Below are 17,295 nucleotides of genomic sequence, written 5' to 3'. Positions count from 1 at the left end.
CCATTTACTTCTTCACAAACCACAACCGGGTCACCGCTTCCCGACTGAACGTAAATCCTTCCAACCGGCCGTCTTTTCCCACCTGGAATTCCAGGCAATTGTTTCCCTGCAGATCAAACAGGAACCGGTGGCCCGCAACCGACAGAAACGGCAAGTGCACCAGGCGGAACAAACTGAGCCGCAGTTGCCCCTTGCGGGCGGTGACCCTGAAGCGTTTCTTCAACTCCGGTGAGTAATAGGTGCCCGTGAACTGCTCTAACACCTGCGGGGTGTATTGCGCCGAGTCTACCTTCTCTAAGCTCTGGCGGGTAGCCCAACTTCTGTATTCCAGCGAGATATTGGAGGTTTCCGGCAAACCGCTGAAGGCATAGTAACGACTGGGCAGCCACTCGTTGGAGAACACCCCAGGGCTACTGGGTTTCAGGGTTTCCTGGAAGCCCTTGGGCGAGGTGGCCGCCAGCAGTTTCTCTCCCTGGCGGGTCACGTAGCGGGCATCTGAGAGGTTCTCCAGGTTCAGGTAAATACCGGGCAGGCTTTCCAGAGGGGCGGCCGAAGGTGCCTGCGGCAACTGCCCAATGGAGGCAGCAGCCCCCGTGGGAGGCAAAAACCACTCTCCTATCTGCTGGAGCCGCTGCGTGAGGCTATACAGGTCATTTGTGTTGGCGAGGCAGATGATGCTCAGTTCATGCTCGGGAAAACGGACCAGCTCGGCCATATAGCCTGGATCGCTGCCGGTGTGGGTGATGGTGGGCACGCCTTTGTAGATGTCTACCTCCAATCCCAGTGCATACGGAATGGGTTCGCCGTTGCGCAGGCGGCCTGACGTGGTCAGGAGCTGCACCAATGCCTGGTTTTTCTGGCCCATTTGGTTCCGGTAGAAGTTCTGGTCCCATTTCACCAGGTCTTCCAGCGTAGTCACCAACCCCGAGGAGCCCACCGTGTTAGCTTTGAAGTGCACGGGCTTGTAGCGGGTCTGGTTGTTTTTGTACGTGACGCCGTAGCCCTGCGCCAGTTGCGGAATGGCCTTTGAAATCTTCCCGTAGAAATGGGAGTGCGTCATGCCCAGCGGCTTAAAAATGCGCTCTTGCGCAAACGCAGCGAAAGACTGGCCCGAGACGCGTTCCACCAGTTGCGCCAGCAGCACGTAGCCGCCGTTGTTGTATTCATGCCGGGTGCCCGGGGAAAAATTGAGTTCCTGCTGGCGGTACAGCATCTCCAACACCCGGGCATTGGTGTAGTGCTTTTCGCCTTTGAGGGTGAGACCAATGAGGGTGAAGCCATCGCGCAAGCCGCTGGTGTGGTACAGCAGGTGCTCTATGCGCACGGTGTCTTTGAACGCGGGCAGCTCAGGCAGATATTTCCGGACGTCATCCTGCAGGTGGAGTTTGCCTTCTTCGGCCAGCAGGGCCACGCAGGCGGCGGTGAACTGTTTGGCCACGCTGGCTACCCAGAACTGGTGCTGCACGGTGAGGGGATGTCGTTTCTGTACATCGGCGTAGCCGAAGGCCTTTTGGTAGACCAGTTGGCCTTTGTGCACCACGCCCACCACGGCTCCCGGCGAGTTGCCCTTGTTCCAGGCGGCAAAGACCGAGTCTATCTTGCGGCTTACCTGAGGGGAAAGCGTCTGGGTCTGTCCCCAACTCAGGGAGCAGGAAACAAAAAACACGGCGAAAAGAAGAGAGAAGCGCATAACAGAAAAATTTTGGTTTGCGCTCCAAAACAAGCCTCTACAGCCTCAAAATACACTCTTACAGGCCAGAATTCTACCCAACCGTAGCTATTTCAGCGACGAATGGTGGGCTTTGAGCCATTGCCGGAAGGCGGGAGCCCGGTCTCGGCTGATGGTGAGCTGCTCAGGCAGGCGAGGGAACGGCTTCAGGGAGACAGCCAGCTTGCCGTTGTCCTCGGGCTGCACCATGGCCACGGCCTGCAAGGAAAGAATGTACTTGCGGTTCACCCTGAAAAAGAGCGGAGCCGTGAGCTGGGTCATGACCTTCTCCAGGGAGCTGTCCAGCGGGTACAGCTTGCCCGCCGTGGTGAGCAGAAACGTTTCCTTGTCTTCTGAATACACGCAGAGAATTTCCTGGTACGGCAGCAGCACCTCGCGCTTGCCCAACTTCACCAGGAACACTTCCGGGGCAGCCGGGCCCGATGGCATGTCTGGCGCGGGCGTTGGGGCGAGTAGCGGTTTGGCTTGCAGGGCGTCATAGTAATAGAGCCCGATGTAAATGGCGTTGATGAACAGAATGAAGATGAGCGCCAGGACCAGGTCCAGGCTGAAGAAGTGCTCCAGTGGGTACGGCCGCACCAGCGCGTAGTCCAGCCACACCAGCCCCGTGAGCACCGCCAGGCATACCACGCAAGAGATTCCCACCTGCACCAGCAACCTCGGGAGGAACCCGCGGCTCCAGGGCAGTTTCTGGTCCAGCTTCCGCAACAGCACCTTGAACACCTGCCACACTACCCAAATCTTGGCCGCATCGCTCACCAGTTCATAAGCCAGCATCCAGGTCAGCCTGATGTAGTTATAGGTGAGGTACTGCACAAAAAGCGTAATTACGGGAATACCCACCAGTTGGATCCATTTGTCACGGTAGACCGGTAGCGGCTTGGCGGGTATAGATTCCGAGACCATTGGCTTCATGAGTTGTGACATCTGGAAAAAAGGCGTAAGTATTTAGAGGACTGGATACCGTGAGTAGATAATTTTTCGATGCGGAGTTTATCAACAAAGTATCAAATGCTAATTAAGAAACAACTAGTTCAAGAAGGCTTTTGATTCTTTGTGAAAATAGTAAGATCATTCTGTACTTACCAGCCATAGTCTTAATACTATATAGTATATTCGCTAGCGCAGCTCTGGTTATTAACTGCTGTTAGCTGCAAGCAGGTTGTTTAGGCATAGATAGAGTGCCAATAACTGGAGAAGTTCATTTATCTAGTAGTTGTGCTAGTTGTGCGTCATGCAGGAAGTCTGCCATTATCAATATTTTGCATGTGAGAAGGCGGCCCAACCAAAAGTTGTCCCTTTTAGCGGAAAATAAAAAACAATTCTAACTTCTTATGAGAAAGATAGCCCTTACCAGTCTTCTATTGCTAAACCTTATTGCGGCTTATTCCCAACCGAACATACAGGACAGTCTTTTTCAAGTTTTGAAAACCCAAAAGCAGGACACCGCTAGGGTAAAAAACCTGTTGTGGCTGGCGGGTGACCTCTTTGTCTCAAAACCAGACACCAGTATTCTCCTTTCCATCGAAGCACTTGCCTTGTCAAAGCGGATTGATTTCTCAGAAGGGGTGATTGAAAGCTTAGGATTGATCGGCGTTTCCTATACAGTTGCAGGCAACTATCCAAAGGCGCTCGATTACCATTTAAAGAGATTAAAGCTTGTGGAAAAAAGCAGAGATACATTTGCCATTGCTAGCTCATACAATCTCCTTGGCGCACTTTATAGAGAACAAGGTAATTACCAGGAAGCCATCAACTATTTGTATAAAGGCAAAGCACTGCAGAACAGATTTGACATCCTCACAAATATATGTGATACCTACATCCACCTGAATATGGCGGATTCAGCAAGACTTTACGGTCAGCAAGCCCTCACCATGGCTTACCAATCCAAAAACGACCGGTCGATGGGTTGGATACTCTTTGAAATGGCTTTTGTTCATTTACTGGCTGAAGAATATCCCTTAGCATTAGCTAATTTTCGCATGAGCATTCCGCTTAGCCGCAACGTAAATGATTATGTAGCGCTTTGTAAGCAGTACCGGGGTATGGCAGAAGTATTTGAAAAAACAGGCCAGATTGACTCTAGTTTCCAATATGCCCGAGACGCCTTGTCCATTGCTCAGCAAAGCAGCATGCTAAACGAGGTAATTAAAAGCAGTTCATTCTTATCAACGTTATACAGAAAAAGGCATAACCCTGATAGCGCTCTTGCTTACATGGACATTGCCAAAGCAGCCAATGATTCGCTTTTTAACCAGCAAAGGGAAAGCCAGGTACAAAGCCTCACCTTCGACGAAAAGATAAGGCAAATTGAACTACAGGAACGCGAGAAGCAAGAAATGGAACAGCGGAAGCATAATCTTCAATTCTCAGCCATTGCACTGGGCTTAATCAGCTTTCTTGTTCTTTTTCTCCTGCTCAGCCATTCCGTTGTGGTAAACCAGAAAACCATCCGGTTCTTGGGTGTCGTTTCACTACTGCTTGTCTTCGAGTTTATTAATCTCCTTATCCATCCATTCTTAGGAGAGATGACGCATCACTCACCCATTTGGATGTTACTTATTATGGTTTGCATTGCCGCCCTTCTTGTTCCGCTTCACCATAAAATAGAACATTGGCTAACGCATAAACTGGTGGAAAAAAACAACAGAATCAGGCTGGCCGCTGCCAAGAAAACCATTGCGGACTTAGAGCCGATGTGAGTGAAGTACCTGTGGAAAAAAGCACGAACGCACAACAGGGGCTTTAAAAAAGTCGGCCTGAAATGGTAAATTCATCAATAAAACTGATCCAACTGAAGTGCTTTATTGAAACGACATATTTCCAAGCACCCACCCTTCTTAAAGCCCTTTCACGTTGGCAGTAAATTAAAAAATAAACCTATAGTGACATTTCTATGAATTTTGCAGAAGAAGACTTGCATGCCATCTTTGACGATTTGAACAAGTTGGAAACTGCTTTTATAAATGAAGCTAAGCTGTTCTTACAAATTGGAGACAATATCCACACGATGGATTTATTTACTTCTGCAATTATAAATAGGTCTATATCTTTAATGAAAGGCTTTTTGACCTTGGCTAAAGAGAATAATTATATTTCATGTGTTCCACTAATAAGGATTCAAATTGATAATAGTCTCAGATTCTATGCAGCAACATTGGTAACCGACTACAATAGCTTTTTCCTTGATTACCTAAGCGGAAACCACATCAGAAATCTAAAAGATGCTGCTGGTCATAAAATGACTGACACTTATCTAGCCACTAAACTTGATGAAATATATCCTGGGGTACATAAACTTTATAAAAACTCTTCAGGTCATATACATTTCAGTAATGAGCATTCTTTTCTTCAAACTTCAATGAAAGAAGGCAAAGAAGGGATAATAGAAACTCGGATAGGACATTATGATTTTTACCATATTGACAGAAAAGTAGATTTTGCGTTCAATATGTTTAAAGCAAGTGAAATCTTACTCGACCTGACAAGAAGCTGGAAGTTTCAAAAGTTAAAAGTTGAAGGAAATAACAAATAAAAAATCTGCTGCTAACAAGACATAAACGTCACCCTTCGGCCGCCGGCCTCGCCCACCGTGTAGCCAAGTCCGTTGGTAGTAATCTGAATAATAAAATAGAGTTTCAGAAAATGAGATTAAGCAACTCCTTCAGTGGCGCTTTAAGAACATTTGCTTACTTCATGGCAAGCGGAAGCCATTATATGCTCAAGGGGATAAACTACCTTGAACTATATGGAGAAGAACCAAGTGCCATTGAGCAAGCCTTTGCCATTTACGCCAACGTTATCAAGTTGGACGAGAATGGGATTGTCTTGAATGCCAAATATGCTGAAAAAAGAGCAACTCAGTATATCCGCTCTTATTGTGATTCATCTTATAAGGTTGAGCCTCCATTTGAAGATTGGGAAGTAACTCTACACAATCCACCACCCTTACAAGACTTGATTTGAAAGTGTGGTTGAATTTGAATAGAAAGAATAAAAAAGAGAAACTACTACCAACAACAGCCAAACGTCAGCCTTCAGCCAAGGGTCTTGCATGCCTCATACTCATACACGAGGGATGTTATGGCCACTTATAAGACAAGCAACTCAGTGGCAAAACATAAGACTTCATTAATTACTTTTCTAATCCTGATGACCTTAGGGACTCTGATATTCAGAGCTTGCCGCTATTATTGGAGCCCTCATTATATTGGAAACAGGGCGGTGGAAATAGATGGGAAATTGTATTCCCCAGACAGTACCGCTGCGGTTGTATTTTATACCCTTGATGTAGGAGCAAGAGGAACCAGGTCATATAAATCTCTCCTCAAAGAGAAAGACTATGACGACGAACTGACTGCTTACAATTTGCCGCCTGAAATAGTAGTTGAGAAATGGGTGGACAATAAAACATTGAACGTCAAATATGACCCTAATGAAATATATAGGTTAGGAGGTACTCATACGGACCTAGACTTGACCAAAGACACAGTTGTCGTGAATGACGTTTTTTTGGTAATTAAGCAAAGAGTAAAAGTAAACCGGGACAGTGTTTTACATCAAAACTTCGGTAGATATCAATAAAAACAGCTGGTATAACAATAGCTTCAGCAATAGCGGGTGAAACGCCGGTTGAAAGCTTTTACCTATTGCTAGTTACTTTTAATATCATGCGAAACGTTAGAAGGTATAAGCCGCTACTCTGCAAAGTCTTTCAACGTCAGACCAAGTAATCCAGAATACTTCTTATGCACTCCGCCCTCTTCACCTATATCGCCCAGTATACCCAAGCCACGCTCACGGAGGAGCAGCAGGCCTTGGTTCAACAAGCTTTCCACCCGAAGAAGTTGCGGAAGAAGCAGTACCTGTTACAGGAGGGCGATATTTGCCGGTACATGGGGTTTGTGGTGAGCGGGGCCATGCGGCAGTACAGCGTAGATGAGAAGGGCGCGGAGCACGTAGTGCAGTTTGCCTTAGAAAACTGGTGGGTGGGCGACCGGGAAAGTTATCTCATGCTCACGCCCTCTTTGTACAACATAGATGCCTGGGAAGACACCCAACTGCTGGTGGTGGAGAAAGCAGATTTGTTGCAGTTGTATGAGCAGGTGCCCGCCCTTCTGCAAATGGCCCGGCAAATGGATGACCGCCACTCCATGGCTACCCAGCGCCGGATCAACGCCGCTATCAGCTTTTCGGCGGAGAAACGGTACGCCGAGTTTGTGGAGTGTCACCCCGAGTTTGTGCAGCGCTTTCCGCAACACCTCATCGCCTCGTACCTGGGCATCACCAAAGAAACATTGAGCCGCATCCGCAAGCAGGCTTTGTAACCCGGCCTGCTCCTGTTGTCCCAAGCATCGGCTTTATCCCGTTTTAGGCTTGGTTTAGCGAAAACAGTTAAAAAGAGCAAGAGAAGATACCTCCTGCTACGTGCTACTGGTTACGTGCCACCCTGTTGACATTTGTCAACGCTTTTTCTTAGCTTACATCATCGTGCGGCGGCGCGGGGTTGCTGCACCTTTGTATCGTTCCCGGCGGCGAAAAGGAGGCCGGGAAATCACCTTCCATCAACGATACAGACATGAAAAAGACAGTAAGTTTCTCCACCCGCGGCCAACGCGCCGATATTGGTGACTTAGCCATTTACCGCATGCTGCCCAACCGGTACGCCCAGGCGGTAGGCCCTTTTGTGTTCCTGGACCACATCGCGCCCAAGCAGCACAACGCCGATGCTCCTCGCATGGAAACCGGCACCGGCGCCCACCCGCACCGCGGCATTGCCACGCTCACGTACCTGCTGCACGGCGAAGCCGAGCATTTTGACAGCGCCGGACACCACGCCAGGGTCACCAGTGGCGGTATCCAGTGGATGAAAGCAGGCAACGGCGTGATCCATGATGAGAACCTGAACCCAGATCCCGGCGAGGCCACTGGTCTTACCCACGCCCTGCAGTTCTGGATTAACCTGCCCGCCCAGCACAAAGCCGAGGCTCCTGCGTACCTGGCAGTACAGGCGCAGGAGGTGCCACAGAAACCCCTGGCCGAGGACAAAGGCTGGATCAAGGTCATCGCCGGCAGTTATGAGGAGCTCACCTCGCCTATCCCCAGCTATTCAGAGCAGTTCCTGTACCACCTGCACCTGGAAGCAGGCCAGCAGTTTTCCCTGGACACCGCTCCGGGCGTGGAGTACGCCGCCTTCCTGCTGGAAAACGACGCGGTTCTGAATAACGACAAGCACCAGGCCGGTGAGTTTGTGGAGTTTGACCGAGCCGAAGGCGTGCTGGAAGTGACCAATGAATCCTACGCCGCCCTGGACCTGGTTCTGTTCGGGGGAGAGCATTATGGAGAGCCCATCGTGGCCGAGGGGCCTTTCGTGATGAACAGCAAAGCCGAGATCGCCCAGGCTTACCGCGACTTCTTCAACGGCCAGTACGGGCAGATCTCCTACTCCAAAGCCAACCCAGTAGCGTAACCCGTCTTTTCGGCCTGTTTCTGGAAAATCAGCCTAAAAACCGGTCTCTTACTGTAAGTTCTTACTTCAGAAGGACTCATTTGGTCAACTCTCAAAACCAATTCTACCATGACGAAAATAGGAATCTTAGGCGCGGGAAAAATTGGATTGGCCTTCGCGCAGCACACCGCCAGAGCCGGGTATGAGACCCTCCTGAGCAACAGTCGCGGTCCGGAATCTCTGCGGGAGGCAGTAGCCGAGATCGGGCACGGCATCAAAGCCGGTACTACCCTGGAGGCCGCCGAAGCAGACATTGTGTTTCTGTCCGTGCCCTGGCAGCATCTGGAGGAAGCCGTTTCTCCGGTTCCGTCCTGGGAGGGCAAACTGGTGATAGACGCCACCAATCCCGTGCTGCCCGGCATGGTCGCCGCCCCCTTAAACGGTAAGCCCTCCAGCCAGGTGGTGGCGGAGCTGTTGCCCGGCGCCACGGTGGTGAAGGCATTCAACACCCTGCTGTTCTCGCTGCTGGCCTCAGATCCGCGGGAGGCGGGCGGGAACCGGGTGGTGTTTTACTCCGGAGATGACAAAGAAGCGAAGCAAACGGTATTGGAGATCATCAAGCGCCTGGGCTTTGCCGGGGTGAATCTGGGCACTCTCCAGGACTCGGCCAAACTGCAGCAGTTCCCCGGCGGCTCCCTTCCCGGCCTTAATTTGATTAAGCTGCCAGAATAAGGTAAGAGAATGCCCTGTTTTTGGCACCTGCAATCATAAGACACTACTTTCAGGAAAGAGGCCGGAACCATCAGGTTTCGGTCTCTTTGGCTTTTTAGAGACGGCAAGCGCTGGCACTTCAGCAACTTAAAATTTTGAAAATCAACATTATAAACCTATATTCATTATATAAAGCGCTATTCCAAGGTTACTTCTACCGCTTCCGCTGCTCACCAGGAAGGGGTTTCCATGAGAAGTACCTAGGGAAATGGCCTCATAGAAAAAGGTACCTCAGCGACCAGAAAACAGCAAAATGACAAAAAAAAGCGGGAATCCAGTCCACAGTCACCTGGTAGGGCCTGAGAATGTCATCGCCTGATGGACCCAACAGAATTATGGCAGTCTAAGAGAAAGCACCCTGGTCAGTAAACCTTCTCCACCCATGAAAAAGCCTTTCCTGATAGTATACTGTGTGCTGAGTGTCGCTTTTCCGGCGCTGGGGCAAACCCTTACCCGGCTAGACGGGAGCAAGATCACGGCGGCGGCGCTGGACAGCAAAATCCAGGAACTGATGCAGGCAGCCAGGGTCACGGGCCTGGCAGTGGCGGTATTCAACCAGAACAAACCGGTATACCAGAAAACCTTCGGGTACAAGAACGCCACTACAAAGGAACCCATCAAAGCCACCACCAATATCTACGGAGCCTCTCTGAGCAAAGCGGTGTTTGCGGTACTGGTGATGCAACTGGTGGAAGAAGGAAAGCTGGACCTGGACAAACCCCTGCAAAGCTATCTGCCCAAACCCATCTATGACTACACGCCCGCTACCAAATGGCAGGACCATTACCAGGATCTGAAACAAGACACGCTGTACCGCCAGATCACCGCCCGCATGTGTTTGAGCCATACCACGGGGTTCCCTAACTGGCGCTGGGACGAGCCCGATGAAAAACTGAGGGCCAAATTCAAGCCGGGTCTGCGGTACAGTTACTCCGGCGAGGGTTTGGTGTACCTGCAGACGGTGCTGGAGAAAATGCTGGGCCAACCCCTGGAGGAAATGATGCAGCAGAGGATATTCGGGCCGATGGGCATGGTCAACTCATCCTACACCTGGCAACCCCGGTTTGAGCAGGACTATTGCCTGGGGCATTCGGCTAACGGCACCCCTTACCAAAAAGACAAAGACAACGAGGCGCGGGCCGCCAGCACCCTGGAAACCACCCTGCAGGACTACACCCTGTTCACCCAGGCCGTGCTCCAGAACCGCCTGCTTTCCAAAGCCAGCACCAAAGCCATGTTTACACCGCAGATACGCATCAGGTCTGTGCAGCAGTTTGGGCCCCGTCGTCTGGAGGAATCTGCCGCCAACGACGGCATTAACCTGGGCTACGGTTTGGGCTGGGTTTTACTGCAGTCAAAGTACGGCACGGGCGCCTTCAAAGAAGGTCACGGCGATGGCTTCCAGCACTACTCCATCCTGTTTCCGGAGCGCGGCGCGGGCATTGTGCTCATGAGCAACAGCGACAACGCCGAGAGCATCTTCAAAGAACTGCTGGAAGTAGCCCTGGCCGACACGTTCACGCCCTGGTACTGGGAGAATTACATCCCTTACAACCAATCGGCGCAGAAGAAATAACCATGGGTATGACTCTACCTCAAAACCACGATTTCCGGAATCCTCCGCCCGCCGGGTGTTTTAGCCCTGATTATTGTAAAACAGCTGTAAAACAACAGAAAACCAGGAGACCCCAAACCAATAGCTTATGACGCATTTTGCCCCTTAAATAAATTTTTCACCTTTAAATATGCCCTGGCACCAACCCAAAACACAACGTTATGAAAGAGCAACAATCGTATCAGCAGAAAATAGTACCGTTCCTGTGGTTCGATGACAATGCCGAGGAGGCGATGATTTTTTACACCTCCGTCTTCAGGAACTCCAGGATCAAATTTGTCTCCCGCTACGGCGAGGCGGGCCCCGGCCCCAAGGGAAAGGTCATGACCGGGACCTTTATCCTGAACGGGCAGGAATTCATGGCCCTCAACGGCGGCCCTACCTATGAATTCACCCCGGCCATCTCGCTCTTCGTGAACTGTGACACCCAGGAAGAAGTGGATGAGTTCTGGGAAAAACTCTCTGAAGGGGGCTCTACCCAGCGCTGCGGCTGGCTGAAAGATAAATTTGGGGTATCTTGGCAGATTGTGCCCACCGCCCTGGGCCAGCTCATGCACAGCCCCGATGCCGAGCGTACCACCCGCGTGATGCAGGCCATGCTGCAGATGGAGAAGATTGACATTGCCACCCTCCAGCAGGCATTCGGGGATGAGGTAACCGCTTAATCTTTCTATATTTGGCCCTCCTATAACCTTAGGGGCATAATGCGGTTTAAAGCGTTATGCCCCTAAGGTACTTTTGTGCCTACCGCAAGGAAATTGCCATTGATGATTGGCGAAGCCTAGGCACCTTCACCATTGCCCGTAAATATTATCCACCTCATGAACCCGAGCCAAGAACTGATCCGGTTGATCTGGGATGCCGTGAAAGGCAAAGAGCAGGACTATACCCGCCTAAACCTGAAAAAGTCCATTCTGCTGCTGGCCACGCCTATGATCCTGGAGATGCTTATGGAGTCTTTGTTTGCGGTGGTGGATATTTTTCTGGTGGGTAGGCTTGGCGCATACGCGTTGGCCACGGTGGGCCTCACAGAGTCTATTCTCATGATTGTCTACTCAGTGGGCATGGGGCTGAGCATGGCTGGTACCGCCATGGTGGCCCGGCGGGTGGGTGAGAAAAACTACCGGCAGGCGGGTACCGCCACGTACCAGATCCTGATCACCGGGGGCATACTGGCTATTCTTACCAGCCTGGTCACTTTTTTCTTTGCCCCTGATATCCTTCAGCTCATGGGAGCCGACCAGGAGGTGCTTACCAAAGGCATCGGCTATACGCGCATCATCTTCGGGAGCAACCTCATCATCATCCTGCTATTCCTGATCAACGGGGCTTTCAGGGGAGCCGGTCTGCCGCATTTGCCCATGCGCACGCTCTGGCTCGCCAATGGCATCAACATTGTGCTGGCACCGCTCTTCATCTTCGGGGTGGGCCCTTTGCCCGCCATGGGGTTGGAGGGGGCCGCCTGGGCTACCTCCATCAGCCGGGGTATTGGCGTTTTGTACCAGTTGTACCACCTGCTCAACGGAAAGCACCTGCTCAAGGTAGTCCGCGAAAACATGGTACTTTCGTATGGCGTCATGAAACAGATCCTGAAGGTCTCGGTGGGCGGAATGGGCCAGTTCATGATTGAGTCTGCCAGCTGGATTTTCCTGACCCGGATTGTCTCTGAGTTTGGTAACAATGCCCTGGCGGGGTACACCATTGCGTTCAGGGTAATCATGTTCACGCTGCTACCCGCCTGGGGACTTTCCTCGGCGGCGACCACCCTGGTAGGGCAGAACCTGGGAGCCAACAAGGTACGGCGGGCCGAGCTCTCTGTGTGGCTCACCGCCCGCTACAACATGGTGTTCCTGGGACTGGCCACGGCCGCGTTCTTTTTCTTCGGAGACCACGTGGCCAGCCTTTTCACCCAGGAGCCCGAGGTGATTTCTATTGCCTCAGACGGCCTAAAGATCATCACGCTGGGGTATATCTTTTTTGGGTTGGGCATGGTGATGGTGCAGGCCTTCAATGGCGCCGGCGATACCAGAACACCTGCGTTCATCAACATTCTGGTGCTCTGGATTATTGAGATTCCCCTTGCCTACCTGCTGGCGGTTTACCTGGGCTTTGGCGTCACCGGTATCTTTGTCACCATTGCCTGCAGCCACTCTTCGCACGCGCTTATCAGTTGGTGGATTTTCAGGAAGGGGCGCTGGAAAGCGGTCAAGATCTAAGGGATTGGAGATGCTCCTGTTTTACAGCTGATTTTCAGAAAACCGCCCTGAAATGCTTGCCCAAAGAAGAGTTACGCGCCTTGTACGTTCGTGTATATTTCTGATATTCGGGACAGTATCCATAGAACCCATAAGCTGCATGAAAGAATTTGCCTTACTTTTCAGAAGGAACATCACCTCAGAAGAAGCGCAGCCTTCCCCCGAGCTACTGCAGATCTATCTGGCGCAATGGAGTACCTGGATAAGCAAACTGTCAAACCAGGACGTGCTGGCACCCGGCGGAAACCATTTCTCTCCGGAAGGCAGAGTGCTCAAACCCAACCAACAGGTAACCGAGGGCCCTTACACAGCGCAGCAGCAATCACTGGACGGGTACCTTCTGGTGTATGCCCCCGATCTGGAAGCTGCCTGTGCGCTGGCAGGTGAATGCCCGCTTTTACAAGGCGAAAACACCAGCGTAGAAGTGCGCGAGATTGCCGAACCCGGAAAACTGTAAGGCTCCCATGCGACGTATTCTGTTCCTTTCACTTCTTGTTTTAAGCTCATTTTTCAGTTTCGGGCAAAAAACGCCTCTTCTGAAAGTCAGCGCAGACAAGCGGTACCTGGAAACCCAAATCGGCCAACCGTTCTTCTGGCTGGGCGACACGGCCTGGGAACTACTCCATCGGCTGAACCGCGAGGAGGCAGACCTTTACCTTAAAGATAGAGCGGGCAAAGGCTTTACCGTCATCCAAACAGTAGTGCTGGCAGAGTTGGACGGCTTGAAAACGCCCAACGCCTACGGGCACCTTCCCCTGCTCAACCAGGACCCCACTCAGCTGAATGAACAATATTTTGCCCACGTAGACTACGTGCTCAGGCGGGCTGAGAAGCTGGGACTCTACATTGGCCTGCTACCCACCTGGGGCGATAAATTTCACAAAGCCTGGGGCGTAGGCCCTGAGATTTTCACGCCCGATAATGCAAGGCAGTTTGGCCAACTTTTGGCAAAAAGATACGCAAAACAGCCCAACCTCATCTGGATTCTGGGCGGCGACCGCTGGCCCGAAAACGAGGAAGACAAGCAGATCATCCGGGCCATGGCTCAGGGCATCAAGAGCGTGGACCAGCAACACCTCATCACCTTCCACCCCAGCGGCGAGAAGAAAGCCGTTGATTTCTTCAATGAAGACTGGCTGGACCTGGACATGTTCCAGGCGGGGCACAGCCGGCAAAGCCATGATTTCAAGTATGTGCGAGACAGCCGGAAAATAACCCCTGCCCGCCCCGTGATCAACGGCGAACCGCGCTACGAAGACCACCCCGATCGGTTCAAACCCGAGGAGTTCGGCTGGATGGACGCCTCAGACGTTCGTTCCTCCGCGTATTGGACCATGCTTTCTGGGGCGGCGGGCTACACCTACGGCGCGCACGGCATCTGGCAGATGTACCAGGCCAACCGAAGCCCCATCAGCTGGGCCAGAACCAGCTGGAGAGCGTCTTTAGACCTTCCCGGGGCCACCCACCTCCTGCACCTGAAAAAACTGCTCTCTTCTTTCCCGTGGCAGCAACTGCGCAACGACCAAGCGCTTATCCTGAATGACAATCCCGTAGGGGAAGCCCACCAGGTAGTGGCCATGGGTGAGCAAAAGGATTTCCTGCTGGCCTACACGCCCATGGGCAAAGCTTTGAAGCTGGATCTTTCCAAACTGGCAGAAAACAAATGGGAAGCTTTCTGGTTTAACCCTAGAGACGGGCAGTGGAAGAAGATAGGAGAATACAACCGCACCGATCAGCCCACCTTTACCCCCTGGTCTGCAGGCAGAGGAAGCGACTTTGTTTTAGTACTTCTGCCGGTAAACTCGCCCTACCAACTCCCCCGGTAGGGTACCATGCTCCCTGCCAGACGCTTTTTGTCTGAACCTCCCCCGCCAAGTACGCTTCTAGAGTACCGTTTTCTGAGGTTACATCATGGACAAAAAGCTTTTAACGCTGGCGTTTCTGTTCTGCTACTGTTGGGGATTACACGCCCAATCGACTCCTGCTGCAAAAGAGATCCGGCAGGTTGAGAATAACCTGATTCCGTTTGTGCCGGTCAACGGCTTCCCGGGGTGGAACATCCATGAACGGATGAAGCAATACCGCGTGCCTGGCGTCAGTATTGCGGTGATCAAAGACTTCAAAGTAGCCTGGGCGAAAGGCTACGGCCTCGCCGATACGCTGAAGAAAACACAGGTTACCACCCAAACCATGTTTTCGGCGGGTTCCATCAGCAAGCTGGTCATGGCGGCTGCGGCCCTGCGCCTGGTGCAGGACGGCCAACTAGCGCTGGACGCCCCCACCAACCACTACCTCACCTCCTGGAAAATCCCGGAAAACGACTTCACCCGAAAGACCCCGATCACGCTCAAAATGCTGCTGAGCCATACCGCCGGCACTACCCAGTCCTCTTACTTCGGCTTCACCCCGGACAAGAAACCGTTGCCCACCGTGGTGGATATCCTGAGCGGCACCCCCGTTGCCGAGAGCAGACCCGTGGTAGTGAACAGTGAACCAGCCAGGGAATTTCGCTACTCTGGCGGAGGAAGCATGATTGCGCAGTTGGCTTTAATGGAAGTGTCAAAGATGGACTTCGCTCCTTTGGTGAAAAAGACGGTGTTTGACCCACTAGGCATGCAGAACTCCACCTTTGAACAGCCGCTGCCCCCACAATTTGCTACCAAAGCTGCCTGGGCGTATTCGTCGGCACCTTGGTTTAAGGGCATGCCGTACGTGTATCCCCAGCAGGCCGCCGCCGGTTTGTACACCACGCCAACGGATCTGGCAAGGTTCTTCCTAGATCTCCAGAATGCCTATCGAGGCAAGGGAAAGATTCTGCAGCAGGCACTGGCCCAACAAATGTTCACGCCGCAGGTCACCGTGTCCGAGGGGTTCTACAAAGAACAGATGGGCCTGGGCCCGTTCCTGCTGCAGCGCGCCGACAACCAGGAAAACAAGGGCATCTACTTTGAGTTTACCGGGGTTAACGCCGGGTTCCTGGCCTACGGAATCGCCAACCTCACTGAAGGTTACGGCGTGGTCATCATGCTGAACTCCGGAGATGACGTGAACGGATTGGGCAAAGAGATTAGAAGAGCCGTGGCGAAGACGTATGGCTGGCACAACTTCCTCCCCGAGGCCATCACGCCCCTTGCTTTAAGTACCGCTGAGCTGGACCAATTCACCGGCCGCTACCGCCGCGGGCCCGATGAAGTGGTGTACCTGCGTAGAGAGAAAAATTACCTGGTAGAAAACGTCAACGACGGGCCAGACATTTACACCTTCCCCGTCGCCAAAGACACGGTCGTCTTCACTGATTTCAACATCAAAGGATTCGTGCGCCGAGATGCCCAGGGCAAGGTTTCTTCCCTGCAAACCGCTTGGCAAAACAAACCCATGCCCCGGATGCGGGACGATGAATTTACCCCGAGCGAACTCCTGCGAGCAAACCGGTTTACCGAAGCCAAAGAGGGTTTCCGGCAGCTGAAGATGAATGACTCCCAGCTCACGTACCTGGCCTATGAGCTGCTAAACAAGCCCAAACCAGCTTTAGCGGCGGCCAAAGCCATCCTGGAAGTAGCGCTGGAACAATACCCCACCTCCGCAATGGTGCAGACCCGTTTCGGGGACTATTTTGTCAAAATGAACGATAAACCCAACGCCATCCGCTCCTACACCAAAGCCCTGGAACTGGACCCTTCTGATGCCCAAGCCAAAGAGCTACTGAGCCGACTGAAGAAAGAACCATAAATCTCCACTTGGCTAATTGCCCGCTCTTCCAAAAATCACTCACAAAGGACAAGCCACTCAAAACCCATGGCCCGAATTCGCCTCACGTTGCTTCCCACGTTGTCTGCGCACCTGTGTTTTGCCCAGATAGACACGGCACGTATCCGGAAGATCACCCAGAAGCAAGCTGTCCAGCAGCGTTTCTCGGGCACCCTTCTGCTGGCAGACAAAGGCAAAATCGTGCACCAGGCCTCCTTCGGGTGAAAGACACGCTTGCGGTTTACTCCTTAAAATCAAAAAACCACCTATAAACCACCTACTGTATGAAAACCATCTATGTCACACTAATCGCGCTTCTGGGCTTAGCATCCTGCACGGCCCTCAATTCCACCACTTACATCAAGCCCAACAACAGCTTTGTCTTAGGCAACAATGAACACGGTGGCTTTTCTGTTAATTTGCAGAACGCCTCCAACACCAACCTTTCTATTCACCAGGCACCTATCAACGGAGGCAAGCATTCTACCCAGAATGTAAAGCCCAACCAACGGGCCAGTGTGAAAGTGGACAAAAACACCGCCGTGGTCATCACCAATGCGTCCAATGACACGGCCGCCGTGAACCTGAAGGTCACCGGTGATCTGGGCCTCTCCATGGGCTACAAAAAACAATAAGCCGCCCGGGGCAGCGCCCGCCTGTTTCCGGGCTGTTTTGTTTAAAGCAACCCGGAAACAGGCTTTTGAAAGAGAGGCTTTTTAAGAAAGCA

The 17,295-nt window shown here is 52.1% G+C and carries 17 protein-coding genes; 15 read left to right on the top strand and 2 right to left on the bottom strand.

Annotated features, from left to right (window positions below; translation table 11 throughout):
* Positions 1-4: 4 nt before the first annotated feature.
* Together J3P34_RS18970 and J3P34_RS18965 are read right to left on the bottom strand one after the other, a co-directional pair.
* The gene (locus J3P34_RS18970; protein WP_210490156.1) at positions 5-1,690 is read right to left on the bottom strand and encodes a serine hydrolase domain-containing protein; all 1,686 of its coding nucleotides are present in this window, start codon (positions 1,688-1,690) and stop codon (positions 5-7) included.
* A gap of 87 nt (positions 1,691-1,777) precedes the next feature.
* Positions 1,778-2,656 carry a LytR/AlgR family response regulator transcription factor gene (locus J3P34_RS18965; RefSeq protein ID WP_210490155.1) on the bottom strand — a complete coding sequence of 293 codons (879 nt, stop codon included), beginning with the start codon at positions 2,654-2,656 and terminating at the stop codon, positions 1,778-1,780.
* Between the two features lie 407 nt (positions 2,657-3,063).
* Between J3P34_RS18965 and J3P34_RS18960 the strand changes: the two genes are divergently transcribed.
* From J3P34_RS18960 to J3P34_RS18890, 15 genes are all read left to right on the top strand, one after another.
* Entirely contained in the window at positions 3,064-4,434 is a 1,371-nt protein-coding gene (locus J3P34_RS18960; protein WP_210490154.1) for a tetratricopeptide repeat protein, read from the top strand.
* Between the two features lie 194 nt (positions 4,435-4,628).
* Entirely contained in the window at positions 4,629-5,267 is a 639-nt protein-coding gene (locus tag J3P34_RS18955) for a hypothetical protein (protein WP_210490153.1), read from the top strand.
* 110 nt (positions 5,268-5,377) lie between these two features.
* Positions 5,378-5,698, top strand: a complete 321-nt coding sequence (locus tag J3P34_RS18950) for a DUF7677 family protein (protein WP_210490152.1) — start codon at positions 5,378-5,380, stop codon at positions 5,696-5,698.
* 117 nt (positions 5,699-5,815) lie between these two features.
* Positions 5,816-6,316, top strand: a complete 501-nt coding sequence (locus J3P34_RS18945; RefSeq protein WP_210490151.1) for a hypothetical protein — start codon at positions 5,816-5,818, stop codon at positions 6,314-6,316.
* A 164-nt stretch (positions 6,317-6,480) separates the two neighbouring features.
* On the top strand, positions 6,481-7,059 hold the full coding sequence (locus J3P34_RS18940; RefSeq protein ID WP_210463092.1) for a Crp/Fnr family transcriptional regulator: 579 nt from the start codon (positions 6,481-6,483) through the stop codon (positions 7,057-7,059).
* A 251-nt stretch (positions 7,060-7,310) separates the two neighbouring features.
* On the top strand, positions 7,311-8,201 hold the full coding sequence (locus J3P34_RS18935) for a pirin family protein (protein WP_210490150.1): 891 nt from the start codon (positions 7,311-7,313) through the stop codon (positions 8,199-8,201).
* A 108-nt stretch (positions 8,202-8,309) separates the two neighbouring features.
* Positions 8,310-8,912 carry an NADPH-dependent F420 reductase gene (locus J3P34_RS18930; RefSeq protein WP_210490149.1) on the top strand — a complete coding sequence of 201 codons (603 nt, stop codon included), beginning with the start codon at positions 8,310-8,312 and terminating at the stop codon, positions 8,910-8,912.
* A 421-nt stretch (positions 8,913-9,333) separates the two neighbouring features.
* Positions 9,334-10,527, top strand: coding sequence for a serine hydrolase domain-containing protein (locus tag J3P34_RS18925; RefSeq protein WP_210490148.1), 1,194 nt, complete (start codon positions 9,334-9,336; stop codon positions 10,525-10,527).
* A 200-nt stretch (positions 10,528-10,727) separates the two neighbouring features.
* Positions 10,728-11,231: a VOC family protein gene (locus J3P34_RS18920; RefSeq protein ID WP_210490147.1), complete on the top strand. Its 504-nt coding sequence runs from the start codon at positions 10,728-10,730 to the stop codon at positions 11,229-11,231.
* 156 nt (positions 11,232-11,387) lie between these two features.
* Complete coding sequence (locus J3P34_RS18915; protein WP_210490145.1) at positions 11,388-12,782, top strand: MATE family efflux transporter; 1,395 nt, start codon at positions 11,388-11,390, stop codon at positions 12,780-12,782.
* Between the two features lie 139 nt (positions 12,783-12,921).
* Complete coding sequence (locus tag J3P34_RS18910) at positions 12,922-13,278, top strand: YciI family protein (protein WP_210490144.1); 357 nt, start codon at positions 12,922-12,924, stop codon at positions 13,276-13,278.
* 7 nt (positions 13,279-13,285) lie between these two features.
* The gene (locus tag J3P34_RS18905; protein WP_210490143.1) at positions 13,286-14,647 is read left to right on the top strand and encodes a glycoside hydrolase family 140 protein; all 1,362 of its coding nucleotides are present in this window, start codon (positions 13,286-13,288) and stop codon (positions 14,645-14,647) included.
* A gap of 85 nt (positions 14,648-14,732) precedes the next feature.
* Complete coding sequence (locus J3P34_RS18900; RefSeq protein WP_210490142.1) at positions 14,733-16,550, top strand: serine hydrolase; 1,818 nt, start codon at positions 14,733-14,735, stop codon at positions 16,548-16,550.
* 66 nt (positions 16,551-16,616) lie between these two features.
* Positions 16,617-16,793 (top strand): hypothetical protein, encoded by a 177-nt coding sequence (locus J3P34_RS18895; protein WP_210490141.1) that lies wholly within the window; start codon positions 16,617-16,619, stop codon positions 16,791-16,793.
* A 59-nt stretch (positions 16,794-16,852) separates the two neighbouring features.
* Positions 16,853-17,203 (top strand): hypothetical protein, encoded by a 351-nt coding sequence (locus J3P34_RS18890; protein ID WP_210463082.1) that lies wholly within the window; start codon positions 16,853-16,855, stop codon positions 17,201-17,203.
* Positions 17,204-17,295 lie beyond the last annotated feature (92 nt).

It is taken from the genome of Rufibacter aurantiacus (assembly GCF_017916345.1).
Taxonomy (GTDB): Bacteria; Bacteroidota; Bacteroidia; order Cytophagales; family Hymenobacteraceae; genus Nibribacter; species Nibribacter roseolus.
This window is presented reverse-complemented; position numbering and strand designations above follow the sequence as displayed.

What these genes read in the sequence shown, in the direction of transcription:
- J3P34_RS18970 (WP_210490156.1), bottom strand. Translation starts at nt 1,690, where the DNA reads ATGCGCTTCTCTCTTCTTTTCGCCGTGTTTTTTGTTTCCTGCTCCCTG.
- J3P34_RS18965 (WP_210490155.1), bottom strand. Translation starts at nt 2,656, where the DNA reads ATGTCACAACTCATGAAGCCAATGGTCTCGGAATCTATACCCGCCAAG.
- J3P34_RS18960 (WP_210490154.1), top strand. Translation starts at nt 3,064, where the DNA reads ATGAGAAAGATAGCCCTTACCAGTCTTCTATTGCTAAACCTTATTGCG.
- J3P34_RS18955 (WP_210490153.1), top strand. Translation starts at nt 4,629, where the DNA reads ATGAATTTTGCAGAAGAAGACTTGCATGCCATCTTTGACGATTTGAAC.
- J3P34_RS18950 (WP_210490152.1), top strand. Translation starts at nt 5,378, where the DNA reads ATGAGATTAAGCAACTCCTTCAGTGGCGCTTTAAGAACATTTGCTTAC.
- J3P34_RS18945 (WP_210490151.1), top strand. Translation starts at nt 5,816, where the DNA reads ATGGCCACTTATAAGACAAGCAACTCAGTGGCAAAACATAAGACTTCA.
- J3P34_RS18940 (WP_210463092.1), top strand. Translation starts at nt 6,481, where the DNA reads ATGCACTCCGCCCTCTTCACCTATATCGCCCAGTATACCCAAGCCACG.
- J3P34_RS18935 (WP_210490150.1), top strand. Translation starts at nt 7,311, where the DNA reads ATGAAAAAGACAGTAAGTTTCTCCACCCGCGGCCAACGCGCCGATATT.
- J3P34_RS18930 (WP_210490149.1), top strand. Translation starts at nt 8,310, where the DNA reads ATGACGAAAATAGGAATCTTAGGCGCGGGAAAAATTGGATTGGCCTTC.
- J3P34_RS18925 (WP_210490148.1), top strand. Translation starts at nt 9,334, where the DNA reads ATGAAAAAGCCTTTCCTGATAGTATACTGTGTGCTGAGTGTCGCTTTT.
- J3P34_RS18920 (WP_210490147.1), top strand. Translation starts at nt 10,728, where the DNA reads ATGAAAGAGCAACAATCGTATCAGCAGAAAATAGTACCGTTCCTGTGG.
- J3P34_RS18915 (WP_210490145.1), top strand. Translation starts at nt 11,388, where the DNA reads ATGAACCCGAGCCAAGAACTGATCCGGTTGATCTGGGATGCCGTGAAA.
- J3P34_RS18910 (WP_210490144.1), top strand. Translation starts at nt 12,922, where the DNA reads ATGAAAGAATTTGCCTTACTTTTCAGAAGGAACATCACCTCAGAAGAA.
- J3P34_RS18905 (WP_210490143.1), top strand. Translation starts at nt 13,286, where the DNA reads ATGCGACGTATTCTGTTCCTTTCACTTCTTGTTTTAAGCTCATTTTTC.
- J3P34_RS18900 (WP_210490142.1), top strand. Translation starts at nt 14,733, where the DNA reads ATGGACAAAAAGCTTTTAACGCTGGCGTTTCTGTTCTGCTACTGTTGG.
- J3P34_RS18895 (WP_210490141.1), top strand. Translation starts at nt 16,617, where the DNA reads ATGGCCCGAATTCGCCTCACGTTGCTTCCCACGTTGTCTGCGCACCTG.
- J3P34_RS18890 (WP_210463082.1), top strand. Translation starts at nt 16,853, where the DNA reads ATGAAAACCATCTATGTCACACTAATCGCGCTTCTGGGCTTAGCATCC.